The 26,834-nt window shown below is 38.0% G+C and carries 21 protein-coding genes; 5 read left to right on the top strand and 16 right to left on the bottom strand.

The genetic code is table 11. The annotated features are described in order from the left end of the window. Positions 1-46: 46 nt before the first annotated feature. Positions 47-2,053, top strand: a complete 2,007-nt coding sequence (gene ligA / locus HHL23_RS08165; protein ID WP_169234310.1) for an NAD-dependent DNA ligase LigA — start codon at positions 47-49, stop codon at positions 2,051-2,053. 110 nt (positions 2,054-2,163) lie between these two features. Here ligA and HHL23_RS08160 read toward each other — a convergent pair whose 3' ends face one another. The 12 genes from HHL23_RS08160 to HHL23_RS08100 all read right to left on the bottom strand — a co-directional run bounded on the left by HHL23_RS08160 (position 2,164) and on the right by HHL23_RS08100 (position 16,462). After that, entirely contained in the window at positions 2,164-2,625 is a 462-nt protein-coding gene (locus HHL23_RS08160; RefSeq protein ID WP_169234309.1) for a hypothetical protein, read from the bottom strand. A 39-nt stretch (positions 2,626-2,664) separates the two neighbouring features. Next, the gene (locus HHL23_RS08155) at positions 2,665-3,750 is read right to left on the bottom strand and encodes a hypothetical protein (protein ID WP_169234308.1); all 1,086 of its coding nucleotides are present in this window, start codon (positions 3,748-3,750) and stop codon (positions 2,665-2,667) included. 99 nt (positions 3,751-3,849) lie between these two features. Then, entirely contained in the window at positions 3,850-4,068 is a 219-nt protein-coding gene (locus HHL23_RS08150; RefSeq protein ID WP_169234307.1) for a hypothetical protein, read from the bottom strand. A gap of 78 nt (positions 4,069-4,146) precedes the next feature. After that, on the bottom strand, positions 4,147-4,791 hold the full coding sequence (locus HHL23_RS08145; RefSeq protein WP_169234306.1) for a leucine-rich repeat domain-containing protein: 645 nt from the start codon (positions 4,789-4,791) through the stop codon (positions 4,147-4,149). Positions 4,792-4,813: 22 nt separating this feature from the next. Continuing rightward, positions 4,814-5,326: a hypothetical protein gene (locus HHL23_RS08140; protein WP_169234305.1), complete on the bottom strand. Its 513-nt coding sequence runs from the start codon at positions 5,324-5,326 to the stop codon at positions 4,814-4,816. A gap of 71 nt (positions 5,327-5,397) precedes the next feature. Next, complete coding sequence (locus HHL23_RS08135) at positions 5,398-7,113, bottom strand: ATP-binding protein (RefSeq protein ID WP_169234304.1); 1,716 nt, start codon at positions 7,111-7,113, stop codon at positions 5,398-5,400. A gap of 5 nt (positions 7,114-7,118) precedes the next feature. After that, positions 7,119-8,228, bottom strand: a complete 1,110-nt coding sequence (locus HHL23_RS08130) for a sensor protein KdpD (protein ID WP_169234303.1) — start codon at positions 8,226-8,228, stop codon at positions 7,119-7,121. A 449-nt stretch (positions 8,229-8,677) separates the two neighbouring features. Next, the gene (locus HHL23_RS08125) at positions 8,678-9,766 is read right to left on the bottom strand and encodes a porin (RefSeq protein WP_185194864.1); all 1,089 of its coding nucleotides are present in this window, start codon (positions 9,764-9,766) and stop codon (positions 8,678-8,680) included. Positions 9,767-9,779: 13 nt separating this feature from the next. Then, a complete protein-coding gene (gene kdpC, locus HHL23_RS08120) occupies positions 9,780-10,337 on the bottom strand; it encodes a K(+)-transporting ATPase subunit C (protein ID WP_169234302.1) in 558 nt (185 codons plus the stop codon). Positions 10,338-10,347: 10 nt separating this feature from the next. Beyond that, positions 10,348-12,387, bottom strand: a complete 2,040-nt coding sequence (kdpB, locus tag HHL23_RS08115) for a potassium-transporting ATPase subunit KdpB (RefSeq protein ID WP_169234301.1) — start codon at positions 12,385-12,387, stop codon at positions 10,348-10,350. A 323-nt stretch (positions 12,388-12,710) separates the two neighbouring features. Then, complete coding sequence (gene kdpA, locus HHL23_RS08110; protein ID WP_169234300.1) at positions 12,711-14,405, bottom strand: potassium-transporting ATPase subunit KdpA; 1,695 nt, start codon at positions 14,403-14,405, stop codon at positions 12,711-12,713. Positions 14,406-15,136: 731 nt separating this feature from the next. Further along, positions 15,137-16,462, bottom strand: coding sequence for a sigma-54-dependent transcriptional regulator (locus HHL23_RS08100; protein ID WP_169234299.1), 1,326 nt, complete (start codon positions 16,460-16,462; stop codon positions 15,137-15,139). Between the two features lie 212 nt (positions 16,463-16,674). On the opposite strand from HHL23_RS08100, the gene HHL23_RS08095 reads away from it, so the two are divergent. Further along, positions 16,675-19,539 carry a M16 family metallopeptidase gene (locus HHL23_RS08095; RefSeq protein ID WP_169234298.1) on the top strand — a complete coding sequence of 955 codons (2,865 nt, stop codon included), beginning with the start codon at positions 16,675-16,677 and terminating at the stop codon, positions 19,537-19,539. Positions 19,540-19,788: 249 nt separating this feature from the next. Here the strand turns inward: HHL23_RS08095 and HHL23_RS08090 are convergent, their stop codons facing one another. The 3 genes from HHL23_RS08090 to HHL23_RS08080 form a co-directional block, all read right to left on the bottom strand. Further along, positions 19,789-20,871 carry a GNAT family N-acetyltransferase gene (locus tag HHL23_RS08090; RefSeq protein ID WP_169234297.1) on the bottom strand — a complete coding sequence of 361 codons (1,083 nt, stop codon included), beginning with the start codon at positions 20,869-20,871 and terminating at the stop codon, positions 19,789-19,791. Next, positions 20,868-21,866: a polysaccharide deacetylase family protein gene (locus HHL23_RS08085; protein ID WP_169234296.1), complete on the bottom strand. Its 999-nt coding sequence runs from the start codon at positions 21,864-21,866 to the stop codon at positions 20,868-20,870. The genes HHL23_RS08090 and HHL23_RS08085 overlap by 4 nt, the downstream gene beginning before the upstream one ends. A gap of 71 nt (positions 21,867-21,937) precedes the next feature. Further along, complete coding sequence (locus HHL23_RS08080; protein WP_169234295.1) at positions 21,938-24,076, bottom strand: S46 family peptidase; 2,139 nt, start codon at positions 24,074-24,076, stop codon at positions 21,938-21,940. 379 nt (positions 24,077-24,455) lie between these two features. Here HHL23_RS08080 and HHL23_RS08075 point away from each other — a divergent pair, with 379 nt between their 5' ends. Continuing rightward, complete coding sequence (locus HHL23_RS08075; RefSeq protein WP_228464672.1) at positions 24,456-24,944, top strand: copper resistance protein NlpE; 489 nt, start codon at positions 24,456-24,458, stop codon at positions 24,942-24,944. Between the two features lie 30 nt (positions 24,945-24,974). On the opposite strand, the gene HHL23_RS08070 is transcribed toward HHL23_RS08075, so the two are convergent. Further along, a complete protein-coding gene (locus HHL23_RS08070) occupies positions 24,975-25,622 on the bottom strand; it encodes an MgtC/SapB family protein (protein WP_169234294.1) in 648 nt (215 codons plus the stop codon). 144 nt (positions 25,623-25,766) lie between these two features. On the opposite strand from HHL23_RS08070, the gene HHL23_RS08065 reads away from it, so the two are divergent. Both HHL23_RS08065 and HHL23_RS08060 read left to right on the top strand, forming a co-directional pair. After that, positions 25,767-26,321, top strand: coding sequence for a YdeI/OmpD-associated family protein (locus tag HHL23_RS08065; RefSeq protein ID WP_169234293.1), 555 nt, complete (start codon positions 25,767-25,769; stop codon positions 26,319-26,321). 27 nt (positions 26,322-26,348) lie between these two features. Continuing rightward, positions 26,349-26,747, top strand: a complete 399-nt coding sequence (locus HHL23_RS08060) for an immunity 22 family protein (protein WP_169234292.1) — start codon at positions 26,349-26,351, stop codon at positions 26,745-26,747. Positions 26,748-26,834: the final 87 nt, after the last annotated feature.

Below are 26,834 nucleotides of genomic sequence, written 5' to 3'. Positions count from 1 at the left end.
TTTAATGAAATTAGTTTAGCTATTTTTGCTCAAAAGATAGAAAGGAATGTCCGAAAATATACAGCAAAAAATAGAACAACTAAGAAAAGAGCTCCATCAGCATAATGAAAATTATTATCATTTGGATGCTGCTACAATCTCTGATTATGAGTTTGATATGCTTCTGGAGCAGCTTCAGGATCTGGAAGCAAAACACCCTGAATTCTACGACGAAAATTCACCTACGGTACGTGTAGGCGGAGGAATTACCAAAGTGTTTCCTACTATTCAGCATAAGTTCAGGATGTATTCTCTTGATAATTCCTATGATTTTGATGATCTTGAAGACTGGGAGAAAAGAATTATCAAAACCATCAATGATCCGGTAGAATTTGTAGCAGAGCTGAAATATGACGGAGCTTCTATTTCTATTCTTTATGAAAATGGAAAGCTGGCTCAGGCCGTAACGCGTGGTGACGGTTTTCAGGGTGATGAAATCACTCCGAACGTTCGTACGATTTCCGATATTCCGCTGACTCTGAAAGGTGATTTCCCCGCCTCTTTTTTTATGAGAGGTGAAATTTATCTTACCAGAAAAAACTTTGATAAGCTTAATAAACTTCGTGAAGAGGAAGGTTTGGATCCTTTTATGAATCCAAGGAATACCGCCAGCGGAAGTTTAAAAATGCAGGACAGTGCGGAAGTAAGAAAACGTAGCCTGTCTTCCGTACTTTACCAGTTTATTTCTGAAGATGTTCCTGCAGAAACGCATTGGGAACTGCTTCAGAAAGCACAGGGCTGGGGCTTTAAAACCTCGCAGCAGGCGAAACTCTGCAAAACGATGGATGAAGTAAAGGAATTTATCAGTTTCTGGGATACTGAACGTCACAATCTTCCTTTTGAAATTGATGGAATTGTTTTAAAAGTGAATTCTTTACAGCAGCAGAGACAGCTGGGCTACACAGCCAAATCACCACGATGGGCAATGGCGTATAAGTTTAAAGCTGAAAAAGTTGAAACTGAACTTCAGAGTGTATCCTATCAGGTGGGAAGAACAGGAGCGATTACACCGGTGGCGAATCTAAAGCCTGTTTTACTGGCAGGAACGATCGTTAAAAGAGCCTCTCTTCACAATGAAGATATCATCAAAAAACTAGATCTTCACGAGCATGATTTTGTGTATGTGGAAAAAGGCGGTGAGATCATTCCTAAAATTGTAGGTGTACACACAGAGAAAAGAACTTCCGAAAGCAAAGAAATTGAATATATTACAAACTGTCCTGAATGTGGCACTGAACTGGTGAAAATTGTGGATCAGGCGATTCATTTCTGTCCGAATGAACTTCACTGCCCGCCTCAGGTTGTGGGAAGAATGATTCATTATGTTTCCAGAAAGGCTTTGAATATTGATAATCTGGGAAGTGAAACAATAGAACAGCTTTACAGAGAGAAATTAATTGAAAATCCGGCCGATTTCTATGCTTTAACAAAGGAACAGATTCTTCCCCTGGAAAGGATGGCGGAAAAATCTGCACAGAATATTATTTCGGGAATTGAGAAATCCAAAGAAATCCCTTTCGAAAAGGTTCTTTACGGGATCGGGATCAAACATGTGGGTGAAACAGTTGCCAAAAAACTGGTAAAAAACTTTGCTACCATCGATGAACTAAAAGAAGCTAGTGTAGAAGAGCTTTGCCAGGTGGAAGATATCGGAGCCAAGATTGCTGTAAGCATTGTGGAGTTTTTCAAAAATCCTGAAAACATCCTGATGATCGAACGTCTGAAATCTTACGGAGTACAGCTTGAAAAAGGAGAAAGTACAAATGAAGTTCTGTCTAATGTTCTGGAAGGAAAAACATTCCTTTTTACAGGAAAATTATCGTTATTTACAAGAGAATCTGCGGAAGAAATGGTGGAAAAACATGGCGGAAAAAATATTTCTGCAGTGTCTAAAAACCTCAACTTCCTTGTGGTGGGAGAAAAGGCCGGAAGCAAGCTGAAAAAAGCTCAGGACATCGGTACCATTGAGATTCTTGACGAACAGCAGTTTTTAGATTTAATAGAGAAACAGTAAGATCTTTAACAAATTATAATTAAACCATTGAGATTAGATTTCAATGGTTTAATTATAATTTGTTCCTATGATTTGGAAATAAGTAAATCCAGGCTGTAAAAAACAGTTGTTTATTTAAAAACCAGAATGGTGTAGTTATCCTTTACCGTTTTGGGATAAACCATCCTGATCTGCGCTTTGTCTTTAGAGTAGTCAATATAATTTTCACCTGTAAGAATCTTCCCCTTTTCGGTCTGTTTGTAACCTGCTGCGAGAATTGTTTTTATATAGACATCATGTTCTTTTTTATCTTTGAACTGAAACTCTATATGGTCCTGAGATTTATCCTCGGTGTATTCAAATTTTCCGATCTTGTAGGTATAACCCGGGCTGTCGTATTCATACAAAATAAATGCAGGACTTTCTGTTTTGTCGTAGAACGTGTACTTCTGCTTTTTAATTTCTGTTTTGAAAGTGGCCATATCAAGCCTGTTGAATGCGGCCAGCTCTTCCAATTTAAATACCTGCCCAGACATCTGTGCATGCAGAAGGGTAAGAAACAAACCGATTAAAAAGATTTTTAAAATATTCATCGTTTACTTATTCTTTAATGTTATTTTCTTTGATAAAACTTATATAGTTTTTTTCCATACCGGAAATTTTTTAAATTCTGCTTTTCTGCTGACAATAATAGCGGCTCCTTCACTGAAAAGCGTTTCATCTTTGAGCATTTTCAGACCCTCCATGATCGTGAGGGCACCATAAGCATTTTCATTATTTCTAACCCTTTCCAGAAGAACATCCTTATTTTGAAGTATTGACTTATTATCTCCCAGCTTTGATATGAAACGTTCAAAATTAAGATCACCGAGATACTGAAGAGAACTTCTTAAAGCTTTCTGATACACTTCACCAGAAATCTTTTGGGTTCTTTCCAAAAGTTTAACGAGTCTCAGATTACCATCGTAAGTCAGATCACCAGATATGTCGTCTCTTGTATGATCCATCTCGAATGTATTGAAAGGAATAACTTCAGCTTTTCCCGGTTTCAGAAATCCATCCAACAAAAATTTTGCTGTTTCTTTTTGAGTATGCGTTTTTTCATAATGATCCAGAATATCAAAAGAGATGATCTTATCCGTTAGCCAAAGATCTGCGAGCAAAGGATAATACAGCGTACATTTTTCCATATAAGTATGCTGATAGATCGTGGAAAGACATCCATTTCCACAATCTTTGTCTTTGTTTTGTTTCTTTTCAATCTCAATAGCTTTGATCACAATTTCCTTAGCTTCCTCACTGCAAAATTTGGAGAGCGCAAACATCACATGATAATCAGAAACATCCGAGATATTTTTTTTTATAAATGGTAAAAATTTTGGATCTGGAAACTCTTTAATGGCCGGATAAGCTTGTTTTCCAAAGCTTTTAATCAGTTCTATATCATTAGGATTTTTATATTTTGCAAGATTCACAAGCAGTATCGGTGATTTTGTATCTATCACCAACTTTCTGATTTTAGTGTAGCTATCATTATCTAGCGGTAAGTCATAGGTCAGAGCTTCCAGAAGCTCTATGTTAATAGGGTTGCCATTCAACGCGACAGATACCATCTCGCCATGAATATTCTCTATTTCCTTTTCTGAAAAATGATCACCTCTGTAAATTGCTTCAAAAATATAGGCCGATAAAAGATATTCACTTATAATACAACCCACTCCATAAGTGAATTTTTCCTTTGAATGAATATTTTTTTTAAAAACGTCCAGTATTTTTTCACCTTCTTTTTTATTGGCCAGAACGTCGATGGCTACAACTTATATATAAGCATTTTTGCCCTTATCTGCTAAGTATACAAGTTCTTCTGTACTTGTTTCTTTAAAAAGTAATTCTTCTGCCTTTTTTATTTCCTCGTCATCTGAATAGAATAATCTTGTTTTTTCAAGAGGTTTAATAATAGCAGCTGATCTATCTGAAACCTGAGAGAAGGCACAGAAAAAAAACAGGAATAATAAAAGGCTGATGGTTCTTTTCATGGAATAGTTTTGCTGTTTTGTAAATTTAAAAGAATTTTGCGAATACAGAACAGAAGGCATCCATTGGTAGCCATTAAATTAATATTTTTTTGGTTGCTTTACGAATTCTCCTCCTTTATGTGGAAACTGAACATATAATTCCGAAGGTTGTGGAATTTTTGCTTTACAGCTTTCTGAGCATATATTCACCAGCAGAGGAAGAACATCAGTTCCTATTGGTAAAGAAACCCAAAACTGATCCACTTCATTGTCCGGTATTTCATTTTTACAAATACTGCATTTTGTGATTTCAGAATCATAATATCTTAAAGGGCGCTGATATAGATTGGGAAAATGGAGTCGGAATTTGTAATTTCCATAGAGGGCTCTCGTACTCACGGTACTCCTTTTGAGGTTCCTGCATTGTGTTATTTCATAAGGAAACCACTTAAGATTATAGGAAGTATAAGGAATAAACTCTTCCAGTGATTCCATTTCTCCTATTTCTGGTGGTATCTTCTTTAAATGACTTCCATAAAGCATCATTTTTTTTACTTTTTTGAGCTTGGAAATAGACTTTGGAAGTGTTTCGATTAATTCAAACAATTCTGAACCAATTCCTTTTCTGGGTTCAAATTCCTCATGCTCTTCCTCTGCTACTTGATCAATATAAAGGCATAGTTTTTTCCAGGCTTCAGAATTTTGATCCTGCGTAACTTTTTTAACCTTTGGAACTCTGTTCATCTTGTGTGATTTTAATTCAAATTTAAACAACTTTACCAGAACCAACTCTCTTCAGATCGTTAAAAGTTTCAAGTCTTGTATTCAAAAGTTCCAGTAAAAATTTTGCTTTGACATTTAAGATATCTGCCTGTATCATATGAGAAGAATAGGCTGGAAATTTACCATTCTTCTTGTTTTTTTCAGGAGATTTTAAAACGATCAAAATATGTTCTGCTATTTTAATTCCACGATTTCTAGTATCTGATACATAAAATGAATCAATATCTTCAAAACCTATTGAAGAACTTTTTCCCAGCATATGATAAATAATAATCTGCTGATCTGTGACGGTAAGCAGTGGTTTTCTCCGAAGCAATAAAACAATTGAAAAAATAAGACTGGAAAGAAATAGAATAAAACCTAAATTATGCATTATTACGACAAACATAGAATATCGATCTTTATCTAAAGAAAAAAATATGTACACAAAAATGGCAGAACCTCCAAACATAAGAAGGCTTGTAATTTTACTTGAATAAAAATGTACTTCTTTCACATTTGTATAAGCCAGATATTATCTTCCCGGACATTTGGAGTCCAAATATATAAAATATTCAGCTTTAAACACTACGAAATTGGCAACCTGAAATAAAAAGTACTACCCTGATTGGGTGAGCTTTTCACTCCTATTTCGCCGTTCTGTTTTTCAATAAAGTTTTTGGAGATAGCCAGTCCCAGTCCGGTCCCGTTCTGATGGTCTCCCGGAACCTGAAAATAACGGTCGAAGATCTGGCGGTGGTATTTTTCATCAATTCCACTTCCGGTATCGGTAATACTGAACTGGATCATAGAGTCCAGTTTTTCCACCAAAATCTGGATATTTTCGTCCTGGAAAGAGTGTTTGACCGCATTGGTAAGGAAATTATTCATGACCCACACTGTTTTATCAAAATCTGCAGCGATGAAATCGGTATCACCTACCAGATATGCGGTATTGATCAGAATATTCTTCTGTTCTGCCAGCTTTTCAACATTTTTCACAGCGGTCTGTACCACTTCTTTCGGTGAACATTTCTCAACAGTCAAGCTGATATTTCCGGTTTCTACCTGCGAAAGATTCAATAGTTCACCTGTTATATTCAGAAGCCTTTGTCCGTCATCATTAATGCTTTTCAACAGTTCTTTCTGCTGGTCATTCAATGCTCCGAATTTTTGATTTCCGAGAAGCTGCACACCCATTTTTATAGCGGATATAGGTGTTTTGAGCTCATGTGAAATAGTGGCTATAAAATTGGTTTTAGCAAAATCCAGTTCTTTGAAGGGAGTGATATTCCGAAGAAGGATCACTTTTCCAATATATTTGGTTTCCTTCTCACCGGTCTTCACAATATTGATGGGAATTATATCCTGTTCAAAATAGTTCTCTTTATGATCACGAACAATCTTGATCGGTTCTTTTACCGGCTGATCAATATTTTTAAGCAGTTCACGCATCAGATCATTATTAATGGCCACTTCATGCGCTGTTTTACCGATGATTTCTTCTTTACGGAGATTCGTGATCTTCAGCGCTTCATCGTTGATCATGTAAATAAAATGATTTTCATCCAGCCCAATCACTGCATCATGCATATTATTCACCAATGTTTCGATCCTTTTTTTCTCCATCAATTGCTTAGAAAGGCTGCTGCTTTCGTATTCCTGAAGTTTTTCCGCCATCGTATTAAATGAATCTGCGAGACTTTTGAATTCTTCACTGCCTTTGAAATGCACCCTTTCATTATAATTTTTAGCAGCAATTTGCTTGATACTGAACGTCAGCTGATTGATAGGTTCCGCAATGGTCTGGGGTAAGTTAAAAAGCAGAATAAAAGCGATCAGGAAACAGACTGTTCCCAAACTTACAATCCAGAAAGTAGCATTTTCAGCGGTAATGATAGCAATATCACTTTTTCTTTCAATCCCCTTCATATTCAGGGACATGATTTTGGCAAGGTCTTCACGGATAAGCTTCTCTTTTTCCGGGGAAGACTGTTTAAGATAGCTGTTGAAATGAAGGTTCAGGCTTTGGGTAGCCTCCTTTTCCCCAAATTCTGTAAGGTTTTTCTCCTGCAGTTTATTATTTTTCTGAAAATCATTCACTGCAATAGCGCTGTCTGTGCTTATTTTATCCAGAGCAAGAAGCATATTTTTGGAAAACTCCAGACTGTTGTAATTGGCCGTAAGGATTTTCTCAGTATCGGATTTCAGTTTATTGATATAGACGGATCCGATCACTGACATGAGAACGATCAGTAAGAATAAAAGACCTACGCCTAAAGTGAGTTTTGTTTTAAGTTTCATTACTTCTAAGATAAAATAATAATATCTATCTGCTTTTCATTCAGCCTGTTCATCAACGTGTAAATCCAGCTATAGCCAGAAAGACGCTGCCAGAGCTCTGCGTGAGGCTTTCCGATGCAGACCGTTGTGATATTATGAGCAATCACATACTCCAGAATTCCTTTGTGGACACTGCTTTCTTTTATACGAACCACTTTTGCTCCCAATTCCTGTGCTAAATTAAAATTATTAATCAAATACCGCTGTTTGTCGAGGGCAATTTTTTCAGGATTTTCTGACGGCTTCTGAACGTACAGGACCGTCCACTGACTGTTGTAGTAACTCGCCAGTCGGGCTGTTTTCCGGATGATATTTTTAGCGATCTTCTCATTGCTGCTGATGCAGGCCAGAAATTTTATGGGTTTAAAATTCTCTGTTTTAATCTCTGTTTCGACCTTTCTTTCTACGTGTGCAGCGACTTCTTTTAAAGCAAGTTCCCGAAGTTGCAAAATATGTCCGCTTTGAAAGAAATTGGTAAGCGCCGTCTGAATCTTTTCTTTTTTATAAATTTTTCCTTCTTTCAGACGGGTCAGCAGTTCATCGGCGGTAAGGTCTATATTGACCACCTCATCGGCAAGACTTAAAATCTTATCAGGAACACGTTCAGCCACTTCTATTCCTGTGATATTTTTTACTTCTTCATTCAGGCTTTCGATATGCTGGATATTCATGGCACTGATGACATTGATCCCGTTATCAAGGATTTCCAGCACATCCTGCCATCTTTTTTTATTTTTTGAGCCTTCTACATTCGTATGAGCCAATTCATCCACGAGAACGACCTCCGGATGTTCATTGATAATGGCCTGAAGATCCATTTCTTCCAGACTTTTACCTTTGTAGAAAACTGATCTTCTTGAAATTTCCGGAATTCCATCTGTAAGAGCTACCGTTTCTTCCCGGTCGTGGGTTTCTATATACCCGATCTTTACGTCAATGCCGTTACGCAGAAGAGATTGTGCCTCCTGAAGCATGCGGAAAGTTTTTCCCACGCCTGCGCTCATCCCGATATAGATCTTGAATTTTCCTTTCCGGGATTTCTGGATCAATTCTAAAAAATGTTTTGCTGATGACATTGATTTTTTTTGCTTTATTTTTTTTAATACAAAAGGCACAAAAGGTTTATTTTCCAACACTTTAGAATGTATAAGTAAGTTACGATTATTTGGGTATTTTTTCTTGAACTACCTTGAACCACCCTTTCAAAATTCTTTGAATCTTAGCCACCCCTCCATCGGGGAATTATCGTCGGTTTGGTTTAGTAGTTGTCTTTGTTATAACTTTTGGTTTTATAAAAACATACATATTATAAGGCTTTGTTACTCTTTTGATACATATTTTTTTATCTCCCGCAGATTACACAGATCTTTAATCATTCGATGGAATAAAAATCTTTGATTTTTTTTAAACTTATGTGATCTTAATATTGACAAAGTATTTAAACTTTAAATAACTTAAGTGTCAAAATCTTTTGTGCCTTTTGTGGTTAATTATTTTTCACTCTTCATTATTCACTTTTCACTTTCTAAAACCATGCAGCCAAACTTGTTGTAATAAAGAAATTCCCTTGTTTCATCTCATCATTCTTTACAAAAATGGCATCTTTGGATGTGAAGCCCCTTGCTTCAGTACGGAAAACCACATTTTTCAGAATTGCATAATCTACATTCAGGGAATATCCGAAGGTTTGGAAACCATTGGGCGTTTTGGTACTGATGATCACGCCGTTTTTATCATTGTAATACTCAAATCTTCCTGCCAGAGCCCATTTACTGTCAAGCTGGTATTTCATCAATACATTGGGAGTGTACCAGATATTGTAGCTGCTGCTTCCTTTGGTTTTCTGTTCTGCACCGATATCAAACCCCAGCAACGCAGAAAATTGATCTGTCAGCTGAAAACTTCCATAAAGATCATGGAAATAACGCATCCTTTTTTCATCCTTTGATTTGTCGTTTCCGATGAAAGAGCTGCTGTTAAGCGTAATCTTTTCTGTTGGTTTGTAGGTTACCTGATGCCCAAAAGAAATGGTCTGGTTTCCTTCCGGCTTTGCGATCCGCTGCCAACCATTCAACACTAGTCCGCTTACAAACCATTTTCCGCTATCTGATGTATAAGAAACCTTCGCTCCGGTTTCAAAATAAGGAGAATTTTCAGCGGCAAAACTTCTAGTCAGGTTGACATTGTCCTTTCCTATAGCACTTTCCCAACCGATGTGGGAAGGCATAATTCCGGCATCGATCCACAAGTTTTTGTTCTTTGAAATCTTAATCCCAATATTTGCTTCATTAACATAACGTAATGCGTCCTGTTCTGCAGCCATATTATCCTGTGCATACGTTCCGGCCATTAAAGCCACATTAGCACGAAGGTTCTCACTCTGATAATTCGCTTTTATCAATCCTAAATTCAGATTGAGCTCATTATGTCTGTTGTAAGAATATAAAAAATTCTGACGGAAATGATTGGCAGGTTCATTAAGATCATAAGTGTAGAAAAGTTCTGCATAAGCAGAAAATGTTACTTTATTTTCTGTTTTTAATGAATCTGATGACTGTGCTTTCGGGAAAAAGATCCCGAATAATACTGCACTGGTAATGATATATTTTTTCACGATAATAGCTACATTATTTTAATTGATCTAAAGCGAGATTAAGCTTCAGCACATTTACTTTTGATGGACCTAAAAGCCCTAAAAACGGTTTCTCTGTTTGATTTTTCACTAAATCTCTTACTTTTTCCTCAGAAAGATTTCGTACTTCAGCAATTTTCTTTACCTGATACAAAGCGCCTTCTTCAGAAATATCGGGATCGAGACCGCTTCCACTAGCTGTAACCAGCTCTACAGGAACTTTTGTATTCTCCATTCCCGGATGTTCCATTTTTAAAGTGTCTATTCTTTTTTGGACGGTTTCCAGGTATTCTTCGTTACTTGGGCCTTTATTGCTTCCACCGCTTCCTGCTGCATTATAATTAACAGATGATGGACGCCCGTGAAAGTATTTTTCAGATTTAAATTCCTGCCCGATATTCGCATAAAACTTCTGCCCGTTCCGGGTAATGATCTCCGCATTTCCTTTTGTAGGCAAAACTTTTGAGCCTCCGTACACGATAAGCAGATAAATTCCTACGATAGCCAGCATTACAAAAGTGAGTCTGAATGCTGTAACAATATGATTTTTCATTTTTTAAATTTTAATAGAATAAACTAACCACTAAATCAATGATCTTAATGCCGATGAAAGGAACGATAACACCACCCAAACCATAAATAAAAAGGTTTCTTCTCAATAATGCACTGGCACCGATCGGTTTGTAGGCAACTCCTTTTAATGCGAGTGGAATAAGGAAAGGAATGATCACGGCATTGAAAATAACGGCTGATAAAATCGCTGTTTCCGGGCTGTGAAGATTCATGATGTTTAACTTCTGCAGTGATGGAATAAAGGTAATGAACAGTGCCGGAATAATGGCAAAATATTTAGCAACGTCATTCGCAATACTGAAAGTCGTCAATGTTCCACGGGTCATCAGCAGCTGTTTTCCAATTTCTACGATCTCGATCAGTTTTGTAGGGTCATTGTCAAGGTCTACCATGTTACCGGCTTCTTTTGCGGCCTGTGTTCCACTGTTCATTGCTACCCCCACATCGGCCTGAGCCAGTGCCGGAGCATCATTGGTTCCGTCTCCCATCATGGCGACCAGCTTTCCTTCTTGCTGTTCTTTTTTGATGTAGTTCATTTTGTCTTCGGGCTTGGCTTCCGCAATGAAATCATCTACGCCTGCTTTTTCAGCGATGAATTTTGCAGTCAGAGGATTATCTCCGGTTACCATCACCGTTTTTACCCCCATTTTTCTCAGTCTCTGGAAGCGTTCCTGAATTCCTGTTTTAATGATGTCCTGAAGTTCGATGACGCCCCAGACTTTTTCATTAACGCTGACAACAAGAGGGGTTCCCCCGTTTTCAGAAATTTTGGTAACGGCATCCTGGGTTTCTTTCGGAAAGATGTTCCCGGCTTTTTCTGTCAGTTTTTTTATCGTGTCATAAGCTCCTTTTCTGATCCTTGTGTCTTCAAAATCGATTCCTGAGGTTCTCGTTTCTGCTGAGAAATCAATATAGACCGGGTTGGGAACAAGAAGATCTTCTGCTTTCAGCTGGCTTAGTTCTATGATGGATTTTCCTTCCGGCGTTTCATCTGCTACTGAACTTAATGCAGAAGCTTTAATGAAATCCGGTAATCTGATTCCGTCAGCAGGGTGAAATTCTGTTGCTTTACGGTTTCCGATGGTAATGGTTCCTGTTTTATCAAGCAGTAATACATCGATGTCTCCGGCAGTTTCTACTGCTTTACCACTTTTGGTGATTACATTCGCTCTCAATGCTCTGTCCATTCCGGCGATCCCGATTGCAGAAAGCAGACCTCCAATGGTTGTGGGAATCAAACAAACGAAAAGTGATATAAATGCCGCAATGGTAATGGGAGTCTGCGCGTAGTCTGCAAAAGGTTTTAAAGTGAGTGTGACGATAATAAAGGTCAGGGTAAATCCTGCTAAAAGTATAGTTAATGCGATTTCATTAGGTGTTTTCTGTCTTGAAGCTCCTTCTACAAGGGCAATCATTTTATCTAAGAAAGATTCTCCCGGTTTAGTCGTTACTTTCACTTTTATTCTATCAGAAAGCACTTTTGTTCCACCTGTTACGGAGCTTTTATCACCTCCGGATTCACGGATCACGGGCGCACTTTCTCCGGTGATTGCCGATTCATCAATGGTAGCAAGCCCTTCTATGATCTCCCCGTCCATCGGGATCTGATCTCCGGTTTCACAAAGGAAAATATCGCCCAGTTTCATTTCGGCAGACATCCTGAGAACAGTTTCTACCTGAAATCCTGGTTTGTTGTCTACCACGACTTTGGCCGGAGTTTCTTCACGCGTTTTTCTAAGCGTATCCGCTTGTGCCTTTCCTCTTGCTTCAGCAATAGCCTCAGCAAAGTTGGCAAAAAGAACCGTGAAAAATAAAATAATGAATACGGTAAAGTTATAAGCAAAGCTCCCCTGTGATTTGTCCCCTGTAAGACTGAAAAGACTTACAATAAACATCACCACTGTTCCGACTTCCACCAGGAACATCACGGGATTTTTAAACATGATTTTCGGATTCAGTTTAACGAAGGACTGTTTGATCGCTTCGTTCACCAAATCTTTTTGAAACAATGTCTGTGATTGATTTTTCATTTTTTTGAAAGAGTTATATCATTATAAATCAATGGTAACCATTAAGAAAGACTAAAATAATAAGGAATGAAAATGGATAATATATTCAGGTGAATGTTTCGATGAGTTATAGACTGATTTCCTGATATTTCAATCCTCCTAATGGTTGACTATTGATTGTAATTTTAATTATTGATACTTAAACCATTAAGAGCTATTTAGGGGTGAAGAAGAATTAAGATTATATTCAAAAGAATATTTTTAAGATTGCTGCATATTGTCCGTACAGCTTAGTATTCTTAACCTCTTTTATCTTCTTAATGGTTTAAAAAATTAATTTTCTTTTATTTAGAGAAATACTGGATCTGTTCTGCGATAGGTCCTAATGTTAATGCAGGGAAGAAAGACAGCGCCGCAATAAGCAGGATCACCGCCAGCGTCATAAAGCCGAAAGTAGCCGTATCTGTTTTTAGAGTTCCTGAACTTTCCGGGATGAATTTTTTCTGTGCCAATAATCCTGCAATCGCTATCGGTCCTATGATCGGAATAAATCTGGATAACAGCAATACAATTCCTGTTGAGATATTCCACCAAGGAGTATTGTCGCCAAGACCTTCAAAGCCGGAACCGTTATTCGCAGAAGAAGAAGTAAACTCGTACAACATTTCACTGAACCCGTGGAAACCTGGATTATTCAATGTTTTGGCACCAAATTCCGGCAGATAGGCAGTTAACGCTGTTCCCACAAGTATCAGAAAGGGATGGAAAAGAGCAACGATCATTGCGATCTTCATTTCTTTAGCTTCAATTTTCTTACCCATGAATTCCGGTGTCCTTCCCACCATCAGACCACTGATGAATACAGCGAGAATGATAAAGATGAAATAATTGAGAATTCCGACACCGCAGCCTCCGTAGAAGCAGTTGATCATCATGGCCAGCAGCTCGTTCATTCCTGAAAGCGGCATGGTACTGTCATGCATCGAATTCACGGACCCTGTTGAGATCACCGTCGTTGCAATACTCCAATATCCTGAAGATGCACTTCCGAAACGGATTTCTTTGCCTTCCATTGCACCAAGGTTACTGTCAGCGCCCATCTGCGTGATGAGAGGGTTTCCGTTTGTTTCATTCACAACGTTCGGAACGGCAAGTGCCAAGAAACCAACCGTCATTACGGTAAAGATCACCCATGACAGTTTTCTCTTTTTCAGATAAAATCCTAATGCAAAAACCAATGCAAACGGAATGATCATCTGAGTAACCATTTCGGTCATATTCGTCACATAGTTCGGGTTCTCAAGCGGATGTGCTGAGTTGGCTCCGAAGAAACCTCCCCCATTGGTTCCCAAATGCTTGATCGCCACAAAAGCGGCTACAGGACCTCTTGAAACATCAATTTTCTGTCCTTCCAGCGTTGTGATATGATCTTTTCCTTCGAAAGTCATCGGACTTCCGTTGGCAGAAAGAATCAGGGCAACAAGGATACTGATTGGAACGAGTATTCTGATCACAGATTTAGTAAAGAAATCATAGAAATTCCCTAATTCTGTCGTTGTTTTCTCTTTAAAAGCTTTGAAAAGGACGGCCATTGCTGCCATTCCGGTAGCTGCGGTCACAAACTGCAGGAACATCAGATAAAGCTGGCTTAAATAGCTCACTCCCGTTTCTCCTGAATAGTGCTGAAGGTTACAGTTCACCAGGAAGGAAATAGCCGTATTAAAGGCGAGATCAGGTGACATATTCGGGTTTCCGTCAGGATTTAAGGGAAGCCAGGACTGAGTCATCAGAATCAGGAATCCGATCACGAACCAAACCAGGTTGATCGTCAGCATGGCATACATATTCTGTTTCCAGGTCATCTGACGGTTTGGATTGATCCCCGATATTTTATAAATTAATTTTTCAACAGGTTCAAAAACAGGATCTAAAAAGGTCTTTTTGTACCCGTACACATTAGCAATGTATTTCCCCAGAAATATTCCAATAACTAATGTAATGACAAACATGGCAATAACGCCTAAAATTTCTGTATTCATGACCGGTTAAAATTTTTCAGGTTTCAGCAAAACGTAGCAGATGTAAACGAAGGCCAGAATTGAAAGGAAAAATAAACTCCACATATTTTTATATTTTATCAAAAAATTCAACGGATTTATAAAGAAGCCAGAATATCACTGCAAAAAGCAGGATCAAACTTATCAGCATCATATCGTTATTATTAAAGTTAATAGAGTCATAAGTACGTACGATACCATCAGCAGACTGAAGCCTGCATGCTCACGTTTTTTGAACGTTTTTCTTGAAATTGTCATTTTTAAAATATTTTATTCACGTCCTATAGGCCAAAAAGAGGTCCACTCTGAAAACTAAACAATCAAACAATTAAATAACAGATACTTATGTAAAATAACTCAATCGTACCAAAACACAAAAGCCTATCATTTTGATAGGCTCGTTTATTGAAATGATAGGGAGTAGAAGTTAGAAGCTAGAGATTGATGTTAGATTTCAGATACGAGACATGAGACTGTTAGATTAAGGCGAGAATTGGAAAATGGTAATGGTGAATTTTGTTTTGCAGATGAAGGATAAATTCAAGAAACAAGATTTCAGATGCCAGGTATGAGACATCAGATTTCAGACGTGAGATTTTAGCCTGAGGTCAAGGCTAAAGTTTATTTTGAGACGTGCACGTCCAAACACCTGAATCCCGTATTTTGCATTCCGAAACTCTAAAACCCTCAAACTCTCAAGCTCCGCAATCCATTTACCTCCATCCATACTCCTCCAGCTTGCGGTACAGCGTTGCAATGCCGATTTCCAGTAGTCTGGCTGCTTCGGCTTTATTGCCTTTGGTGTATTGCAGGACTTTTTGGATATGTATTTTTTCCAGGGATCTCATGCTTAATGAGTCACTTTCAGGAACAATTTTATCTGAATAATGCGGCAGACTTTCAGCATCAAGAATATTGTCTTCCATTAAAATAAGACTTCTTTCCACCGCATTTCTAAGCTCGCGGATATTTCCTTTCCAGTCGTTTTTTTCCAGTGTTTTAAAATAATCCGGATTGACCTCAAGGTTTGAAAGATGAAGTTTTCGGGAGAAAATATCGATGAAATTTTTGGCCAGCATTTTCAAATCTTCTTTTCTTTCACGTAATGGCGGAAGATGAATTTCGAATACATTCAGTCGGAAATAGAGATCCTCCCGGAATTGACCTTGTTTTATTTCATGCTCCAGATCTCTGTTGGTCGCAGCAATCAGTCTGAAATCTGATCTTGAAACTTTCGTTTCACCCATTTTGATAAACTCTCCGGTTTCTAGGACACGAAGCAGTTTGGCCTGCAGCTCAATAGGCATCTCTCCTATTTCATCCAGAAATAATGTTCCGCCATTGGCTTCTTCGATCAGCCCTTTTTTATCCTTTACAGCACCCGTAAAAGCGCCTTGTTTATGTCCGAAAAGTTCACTTTCCAGTATTTCTTTACTGAACGCAGAACAGTTGATGGCTACAAAATTATTTTTCTTTCTATCGCTTCCTTCGTGGATGGCATTGGCGAAAACTTCTTTTCCGGTTCCTGTTTCTCCGGTCAGAAGAACGGCAGCATCCGTTAAAGCTACTTTTTCAGCAAGCTTTTTAGACTGAAGAATCAAAGGAGAAGTTCCGATGATCTGTCCGAATCCTTTTGATATGGTTATTTTTTGAACAATTTTAGAACGATTATCCTTTACTTTTTCTAATGCCTTATACACCAACGGAATGATTTTCTCATTGTCGTCTCCTTTCACCAGATAATCATATGCCCCGTTTTTCATGGCCTGGACAGCATCGGTAATATTCCCGAAAGCAGTCATCAGAATAATTTCGAGATGTGGATATTTGGTTTTGATGGAGCGTACGAGTTCTACCCCAAAAGCATCGGGAAGCCGGACATCACATAAAACGACATCAAATTCATGCTGCTCGAGCATGATCATCGCAGAACGTGCTGTAGAAGCTTCTTTGACATTAAAATTTTCTTGGGAAAGGATCATCCCCAGTAGTTTAAGGAGCTTGATCTCATCATCGATGATCAGAATGTTTCCGGACATAGTGGTTGTTTTTGGAAAACCTGATGCAAACTTATTGAATTTTTTGAGCAAATGACTAGTAGTTGGAGTAAAATTAGTATTTCCCCTCTTAGCTTTTTCATCTTTACAAATCGAAACTATAGATGTAATAGTAACAAAAACACACCGAAACTTTCTTTGATTGCTTACATTTGTAGTTCATTCGGATCTAAAAGAATGAAATGAGTTAGCTTATGATTGACAAGAGATACAGAGAAACGGTTCATACAGATAAAAACAACTACGAATATACTACAGTAACCCATGATGAAAATAAGGTAAGAATTTATACGCTGAAGAATGGCTTAAAGGTTTTTCTTGCCCAAAATTTTGATGCACCCAGGATACAGACGTATATTCCTGTGAGAACGGGGAGCAATAATGATCCTTCTGACAATACGGGTTTGGCACATTATCTTGAACACATGATGTTTAAAGGAACTTCGAAGATCGGAACGCAGAACTGGGAAAAGGAAAAGGAACTGCTTGACCAGATTTCAGCATTGTATGAAGATCACAAAGCGGAACAGGATCCTGAAAAGAAGAAGGAGATCTATAAAAAAATAGATGAAGTATCCCAGGAGGCAAGCCAGTATGCCATCGCCAATGAATATGACAAAGTAATTTCTTCACTGGGCGCCAGCGGAACAAATGCCCATACCTGGTTTGATGAGACGGTTTATAAAAATAATGTTCCGAACAATGAGCTTGAAAAATGGCTTAAAATAGAAAAGGAAAGATTTTCAGAGGTTGTGCTGAGACTTTTCCATACGGAGCTGGAATCGGTATACGAGGAATTTAACAGAGCTCAGGATAATGATTCAAGACTGGTTAATTATGAATTGATGGATGCTCTGTTTCCTATGCACCCGAATGGTCAGCAAACGACTATCGGAAAGCCGGAACATCTGAAAAACCCTTCCATGAAAGCTATTCATAAGTATTTTGATGAATATTACGTTCCAAATAATTATGCGATGGTTTTGGTGGGTGATCTGGATTTCGAGGAAACGATTCAGCTTGTTAATCAATATTTTGGAACGATTCCTTACCGGGAACTTCCGAAAAAGACGCCTGTCATTGAACAGCCATTAACGGAAATTATAAAAAGAACCGTAAAAAGTCCAACGACGCCAAGAGTTCAGCTGGCATGGAGAACAGACAGCTATGGAACCAGAGAAGCGATGTTAGCAGACATTACGGCTAATATTCTCAGCAACAGAGGGGAAGCGGGATTGCTTGACCTTAATATCAATCAGACCCAAAGGATGCTTTGGGCACAGGCTTTTTCTGTAGGCTTAAAGCAGTACGGATATTTTTCTATTGTAGCTGTTCCAAAAGAAACACAGACGATGGACGAAGCGAAAGAAATGGTTCTGGAACAGATAGAGCTGATCAAAAAGGGAGACTTTCCAGACTGGATTCTTCCTGCAATCATCAATGATTTTAAACTGCAGCGTTTGAAGGGCCTTGAAACAGCAGATGGACTGGCTACGAATCTGTATGATACGTACATCAAAGGAAGATCCTGGGAGCAAGAACTAAATGAAATGGATGAGTATGAAAGCTTCACCAAAGAAGAGGTTATAGATTTTGCTAATACATTCTTTAAGAATAATTATGTTGAAGTCTATAAGGAGAAGGGCGTTAATGACCAATTGGTAAGAGTTGAAAATCCAGGAATTACTCCGATTAAGATCAACCGTGAAGCACAGTCTGCCTTTTTAAAGGAAATTGCAGAAAAAACGGAAGACATACAGCCAGAATTCATTGATTATGAAAAGGAAATCCTTACGGATACCATCAAGGATAAAAAGCTGAGCTTCGTTCATAATAAATACAATGATATTGCACAGGTTCACTTTATTTTTCCTTTTGGAGGTGATCATGACAGGGATCTTGGAATTTCCACGCAGCTCCTTCAGTATCTTGGAACTGAAGATCTTTCGCCTGAGGATTTAAAACAGGAGTTCTTTAAGATTGGGGTCAGCAATGATTTTAAAACCACCAATGATCAGCTTCTGATCTCACTGAGCGGGCTGGAAGAAAATATCGAAAAAGGGATTGCCCTTCTTCAACACTGGATGTATGAAGTAAAACCGGATCAGGAAATCTACAAACAGTTTATAGAAACCGTTTTGGAAAACCGTCAGGCTTCAAAAAAAGATAAAAACCGGATCATGACTGCCCTGACCAATTACACAAAACTGGGCAGCTTCTCACGTTATACAGATATTATTTCACAAGAGGAACTTGAAAGCAGCCATGCAGAAGTTTTCACAGACCGAATGAAAAAGCTTTTCAAATATCCATATCAGGTATTTTTCTATGGGAAAAATCTTGAAAACTTCAAACAGTATATTGGAAAATATGTAGAAGATGCAAGTTTCCAGATTCCTGAACCAAAGCAATATCCCGAACCTGAAACCAACGGAAATGTCTATTTCACAGATTACGATATGGTACAGATGGAAATGAGCAAAATAGGAAGAGGACATGAGGTAAACACTTCAAATTTCGGAAAGATCAATGTGTTTAATGAATATTTCGGAAGAGGACTTTCTTCTATTGTTTTTCAGGAGATCCGTGAAAGCAAAAGCTTAGCCTATTCAGCTTACGTTTCTTATGCCGCCAATTCTGAACTGGGACATCCGGATTATATCACAACATACATTGGAACCCAGCCAGATAAGCTTCGGACTGCGGTAAGCACGATGAGCGAGCTGATGGACGAACTTCCTGAAGTTCCAATCCAGTTTGAAAATGCCAGAAATGCAGCATTGAAACAGATTGCTTCCACCAGAATTACCCGAAACAATATATTTTTCAATACATTACGATTGAAAAAACTGAACATCTACCATGATTTCAGAAAAGACATCTACGGACAGATCGAAAATCTAACATTTGAAGATGTGAAGAAATTCTATCAGACAGAGATCAAGCCGTTACATTTTAACACCGCTATTATCGGCAAGAAAGAAAACCTAGATATGGAGGCCGTCAACGAGATGGGCCAATTCAAAGAATTAAGCCTGAAAGATATTTTCGGACATTAAAAAGATTCAAACCGCCTCAGTCATATGGGGCGGTTTTTTTGAATTCATTGAAGACATCAGATTTTAGATTCCAGATATTAGACATCAGATTTCAGACATGAGATTTGAGACTTTTAGGGCATTGATTCAATGATTCCCAAACTATTTGGAGTAGAAAACGTCCATAATTAATGCTGAGCTCATTCACTCTAAAACCCTAGTACTCTCAAACTTTACGGTCTTGCATCCTGAAACATTAAACCCGCAACTCTACGTCATCATACAGTCACCATCTCCATCCTGATATTCCGGATCAAAGCCTTTCGGAAGATGTTCGATAAGCTGTTTGTGGAAGAGGTATCTTCTTTCAAAATCACGGTTGTAGATCTTAGGGAAAGTTTTAGATTCTTCCAATTTTTTATTGAGTTCTTGCTGATAACTCGTTAGGGTTTTCACTTTATTTTTGACGATAAAATAGCTTAGAAAATCAATGAAATGGTTTAAACCAGGAACTTCTGAAAACAGATAAGGGATCTTAAGGTTCCCGTCCCTGAGCTGGAGCAGTGAACAGGCTGTCAATGCATTATGGGCATCATATAACTTAACCCAAACATACTTGAAAACCTCAGCATAACTTGAAAAAAGATATTTTTCTTCTTTCTTTTTACTTTGGATAACCCAGGGATTTTTTATAAACACATTGATCTCATCGGCATTTCGTCTGCTCCGGAATTTTGACATCCATTCTGAACTTTCGGTATCGATATGATCAAGGATTTCGAATCTGAAACCAGGCTTTTTTATGGATGAATTTTTCACAGCAATTAAAGAATTGGCCGCGGCATCTGTCAATTGAAAAAGAGGTTTTGCAGGCTTCAGTCCGGGTTTTTTCGCAGGAATAATATGAGCTGCATCTGAACGGAAATAATATCTTTTTCCTGATTTTGGAAAAGCATATTGAAAAACGCCCAGCATATTGTACAGGGTTTCTGCTTCTTTGGTGAATTCGGTTGCGATGATATTGCCGTCATATTCTTCAAACATTTTGTTCAACAATGTTTTTGCAATTCTTTTTCCACGGAATTCTTCACTCACATACAGCGTACTCAACCACGCATAGTGGAATATTTTCCCGTCTATCAGATAATTATCGGGAAAACATCCTACATATCCGGCTAACTTTCCGTCATAAAATGCCAGAACTAAAAGGGTCTGATTATCCAGAGCTTTTAGGTTTCTGATATGGGATTTTGCCCGGTGTTCTGAAATGGGAAGAAAGTCAAAATTGCTGAAATCTCCTGATGAAACAAAATCGTCAAGTTCTTTTTTATTCAAGGTCTTCAACTCCATCATCTTCTCACTATTTTATTTTTGTTTATGATCTTTTTCAGTCTGAAATAGGCAGTTTCTTTTTTTAAAGTTTTTTCTCCGCTTTCGCCCATTTCCATTGGAATTCTGTGGAAAAGCCGTTCTATACTGTCAGATTTTACTCCTGCACTTCCAAAACAGCAGAATATCTCCTGATTTTTAAACAGCTCATCAAAAAAATCTTTCTTCACGCCAAAGTCTGTGAACGGAAACGCAAAACTGTCGTACATCAAATTATTTTCTTTTAAATAACTAAAGGTAAGTTCAGTACTTTCCATCTGTTCCTGCAAGGATAATTCGTTGTATTTGGGATGATCCCAGCTGTGAGAAGAAATGCCGTATCCTTTCTGAGTCAGTATTTTTAATTGATCAGTTGTCAGATAAGGACTATGTTTTTTTAAGTAGGCTTTACAGTCAATTTCAAATTTTTCGGTGAGCTTATCCAGCAGGTCTCTTTTATGATAATTAATCTTTAATATCTGCTGTTTAAGCTGCTCTCTTGTTGGATTCTCCAGTGAAAGCACACTGAAAATTTCTGGATCTATCTTTTGTCCTCTTTCTACTTCGTCGATGATTAAACTGGTCTTACATCTGAACATCAGTTCCTGATTATCAATAAAAGCCGGATTTATAAAATTGCAGGCATAGATTCCTTTCCGTTCCAGAATAGGAATTACGGTATCGTAAAACTCTCTGAAACCGTCATCAAAAGTCAGCAGAGCCATCTTTTTTTTAGGCTTAAAATTGCCACTGATAAAGTCTTTGAACTCTGACCAGCTGACCCACTGGAAATGTTTTGAAAGGCAATCGAGATCTGCTTCAAACTGCTTTGTATTCTTATATTGAATGATGTGTCTGATGTGTGGTAAATTTTCATCAGAAACACAATGATAAACAGGCAGACAGTAATCCATCGGGAAAGACTTCCCCAGATTTTCCGTTTCGAAAGCAGCCAGTAAACTGATGATCTTATCTTTCATCTCTGTTAAATAAAAAAAGAATCTATTTAAATGGTATTCAAATAGATTCTTAAAGATATTACTTTTATGTATTATTTCACCACCTTCATTTCGTCGATAAGCCATTTTGAATCGGCAAATTTTTCGATAATGAAGAGTATGTATTTGGTATCTACCATAATGTTTCGGCTGAAACGCGGGTCGTAATTGATATCACTCATTGTTCCTTCCCACTGTCTGTCGAAGTTCAGGCCTACAAGGTTTCCGTTGGCGTCAAGAGCCGGGCTCCCTGAGTTCCCTCCTGTGGTGTGATTGGTAGCTGTAAATCCTACCGGAACATCTCCCGTTTTGTCTTTGTAATTTCCGTAATCTTTTTTGTTGTAAAGATCGATCAGTTTTTTAGGAACATCAAATTCATAATCTCCGGGAACATATTTTTCCATCACTCCCGCAAGATGCGTTTGATAACCGTAAGAAACAGCGTCTCTAGGTGTAGAACCCTTTACTTTTCCGTAAGTAACGCGAAGCGTAGAGTTTGCATCGGGGAAGAATTTCCTGTCTTTATCCGTTGCCATTTGCTGCGCCATAAATTTCTTCTGAAGGTCATCAATTTTCCCCTGAAGAGAAGTAAATTGAGGGTCTGTCGTTTTCATATAGGTTTCCTTCATTGAAGCATACAGCTGATAAATAGGATCTTTTTTCAAAGTCTTGATCAGCTTGTCCTGGTTAGAAAATGCTTTTTCGATATCTCCTGTAAGAGCAGCTCCGTTTACCTGTGCTCTTCCTGTGACGATTGAATTTTTAGACATCTCCTCGATCATCGGGATATTCTGATTTTCGTCTTTATACTTATTGAATCCTGCAGGTAAGAATTGTGGTGCCGTTTTATTAGCGTATAAGGCCAGTAATTTGGCTGTTACTTTAGCATCAAGCTCAGCACTGTAGTCTTTGTAGAATGAGGTTACTTTTGATTTTAATTTGGTAAGCTCTTTTTCTTCCATTTTCCCGGATTCCACAGAAGCTATATAATCGTAGTAATCGCCAGCCAGTTTCAGGGTTTCTGCATTTCTTACAACCTCTGTATAGTAGGCATTGTTTAGTGCGTATGGAGCCTGATCATTGTACAGTTTATTCAGCTGGTCCAAAGTCGTTTTGATCTCAGGGTTTTTAGCGACAAGAGAACCTTCATACATTACTTTTTTCTCAACTGCATTGGATTTTTTTAACCCTTCTACTTCACCGATCCATTTTTTCCAGTAATTAGCTACTGAAGCATATTTTGAGGCATATTTGATACGTGTTTCACTGTCTACACGCATTTTCTCGTCCAATGTTTTAAGAGCTACATCACGTACAGCAATTCTTGCAGGATCAATATCTGTCATGATTTTCTCTACCGCTACTGCAGGAAGATATTCCGTAGTTTTCCCCGGGAATCCGAATACGAATGTGAAATCGTTTTCAGCTTTATCTTTAATAGAAACCGGCAGGTAATGTTTTGGAACGTAAGGGATATTGTCTTTTGAATATTCCGCAGGCTTGTTGTCTTTACCCGCATAAATTCTGAACATAGAGAAATCTCCGGTATGTCTTGGCCAAACCCAGTTATCTGTATCGCTACCGAATTTCCCTATGCTTTGAGGCGGTGCCCCAACCAAACGGATATCCTTGTAGGTTTCGGTAGTAAACGCGTAAAATTTGTTACCATAATACATTGATTTTACAATGATCGACTGGTAAGATTCTATTTTCTGAGAGTTTTTATAAACCTCGATATTTTTACTGATCTTTTTAGTCAGTTCAGGCTCAACCAGGTTGTCTGTTCCTTCTAAAATATGATCCGTTACTTCTTTGATGTCTACAATGAAATCTACTTTTACCCCCGGATTCGGAAGTTCACCGTCTGGATTCTTAGCCCAGAATCCATTGGAAAGAAGATCATTCTGAACCGTAGAATGTGCCTGAATCTGCCCGTATCCACAGTGGTGGTTGGTCAGTAGCAAGCCTTTAGGCGAGATGATCTCGGCAGTACATCCACCGTTAAACTGTACAACAGCATCCTTTATGCTCGGCTTCTGAGTATTGAAAATGTCTTTGGCAGAGATCTTCATTCCCAAATCCTTCATTTCCTTCTCATTCAACTCTGTCGGAATCCACATTCCTCCATATTGTTGTGCGAACGCCATAGCAGCCGGCAAAATAAATACGGATAAAAGTATCTTTTTTGTCATAATCAAAATTTTGCCCCAATTTACAAAGAATATTATACATATGCCTTACGTGGACAGTGAAATATGGGGCTGAAATTCAAGATTTCAGATTCAAGAAACAAGAGCCAAGATTTTTAGATGCCAGATATTAGACATGAGATTTCAGATATGAGATTTGAGACTTTAAGTTATTGATTCAATAATTCTCCAACTATTTAGAATAGAAAACGTCAATAATTAACACCGAATTCATTCACTCTAAAACCCTAGTACTCTCAAACTCTACGATCTCGCATCTTTAAACTCAAAACTCGTATTCCATATCCCGAAACCCCTTCACTGGCTCAGTTTTTGTTTCAAATACAGCACTTAAGTATTAATATATCTAAATTATTTCATTATGATGAATAACAAAATGTTCATTCTCGGAATTGCATCAGCTGTCTTTTTAGCATCTTGTAATCCAAAAGAAAAAACAACTGAAACGACTGACGCCACCACAGATTCTGCCGCTGTAGCAACCACACCATCAGACAGCATTACAAAAGCCACTCCTACGGCTGCAGGTGATACTTCAGAAAATGCACTGGATTGGCCAGGCACTTATGAAGCTGTGGTTCCATGTGCAGACTGCCCGGGAATTAAGACTTCTCTTACTTTAAATAATGACAAAACCTTCAGCATTACGGAAGAGTATATTGACAGAAATTCAAAAAATCAGGATAAAGGAACTTTTGAATGGGACGCTTCGGGAAGCTCAATTACACTGAAAGGAAAAACTGCCAGTTACAAATATAAAGTGGGCGAAAACATTCTTATACAACTTGATATGGATGGCCAGGAAATTACTGGACCCAACAAGGATTTGTATGTTTTCAAGAAAAAATAAAGGCTCAGGCCTTTATTTTTTTGCTTTATTCTAAAACTGATAGGCTGTAATTTTGGGGTCATTGATGAGACTTCTTACCACCTCATCGTGTTTTGTATGCTTCCCCGTAAGTCTCCAGGTTATGGAAAGATTCCCTTGTGTATACTGCATTTTCAGCATAAAATATTTCAGATGATGCTCTTCAAATATCTGTTCGCAGTGTTTAATATCTTCTGACCCTATGACCGTTATTCTATATTCCCTGATTTTATGGCTGCTGTCTATAAAATTCTGCAGATAAATCAGCGCACTAAGGATCAAAATGACCAGCACTGTTCCCAGAAGAGAAAGATAGACATATCCTGAACCTACAGCCATTCCTATTGAAGCAGTGGCCCAAATGGTCGTTGCCGTTGTGATTCCATCGATTTTATTGTCCCCTTTAAAAATTACACCTGCTCCCAGAAAACCTATCCCGGTAATGATATTGGCCGCAAGACGGTCGGGATTTTGTACGCCTATTTTAATGGAAAGGATGGTGAACAGGCAAGATCCGAAACACACCAGAATAAAGGTCCGAAGACCCGCAGATTTATTCCGGTATTCTCGTTCTGCACCAATCAACAGTCCTAAAAGAACGGAGATCAATATCAGCAACAGTTCGTTTTGGACTGTATAATGATCCTGAAGAAATTCCATTGTATACCAATTTTACCTGAATAAAATTACGATAAAAAAGTTGATCTCCCTATTTTTTGAGGTCCTGACTTTATCCTGTTCAAATTCTCATTTAAAAGAAAAGTTTTGTAATATTACATTTTAATACCCATAAAAACATTCCCCATGACTCCTATATTTTTTGCAACCCCCGAAGATTTCAGAAAATGGCTGGGAGAGCATCATATGAAAGAAAAGGAAGTTCTGGTAGGTTTTTATAAAAAAGGCACTGGAAAAGCTTCTATGAACTGGTCTGAGTCTGTAGATCAGGCTTTATGTTTCGGATGGATAGATGGGGTCAGAAGATCCATAGATGCAGAAAGTTATTATAACCGGTTTACTCCAAGAAAACCGAACAGCAACTGGAGCATTATCAATATTAAAAAAGTTGAAGAGCTGACAAAAGCAGGACTTATGACTCCTGAAGGACAGAAAGCATTTGAAGCAAGAAAAGAAGAAAAAACAGGAATTTATTCGCATGAAAAAGAGCTTATTCTTGATTCTGCGTATGAAAAAGAGTTTAAAACCCATCATAATGCCTGGGAATTTTTTGAAAAGCAGGCGCCGTCTTATAAAAAGACCATTATTCATTGGCTGATGAGTGCCAAACAGGAAAAAACAAGGCTTTCAAGACTGGAAAAGGTCATTAATGAAAGCGAACATTCGAGAAGATTACAATAAACATACGGTATACTTAAAAAATAATTTATGGAGAAAGAGATTTCACACTTTTGGTTGGGATATTTTAAAAATGAAGATGACTTTAATGATTTTGCTGAAGAAGATGAAAGTTATTATACAGAAGAAGAAAATGAAGACCTTTACGTCTCAAAATTTGCTAAATCGCAGAAAATACAATGGTTTGACTATGATTTTTTGGAGTATGGTTTTGAAGATGAAAGTTTAGGTATTTATGAAAAGTTTACAGATTATTCTTATGCCGATCAATGGCTTCCCATTGTTGAACAAAAGATCAACGAACTTGGCCTGGAAACTCCGGTAAATGCTATTATTTTTGCCAATAAACATGCCATCCCCAATCCTGTTTCTGTGAATGAGGAAGAGTATGCTTTATACTACATCGGTGAGATTGCATATAACATCTAGTCTTCAATGAAAAATGCTTCAATAAAGGACTACGAAAATCTGCTGAGGGTTTTCGTGGTCCTTTTTCTGTTTTTAAGTACTTCAACT

Source organism: Chryseobacterium antibioticum (assembly GCF_012927325.1).
Taxonomy (GTDB): Bacteria; Bacteroidota; Bacteroidia; order Flavobacteriales; family Weeksellaceae; genus Chryseobacterium; species Chryseobacterium antibioticum.
Note: the sequence above shows the minus strand (reverse complement) of the source record. Positions and strands in the feature narration are given on the sequence as shown.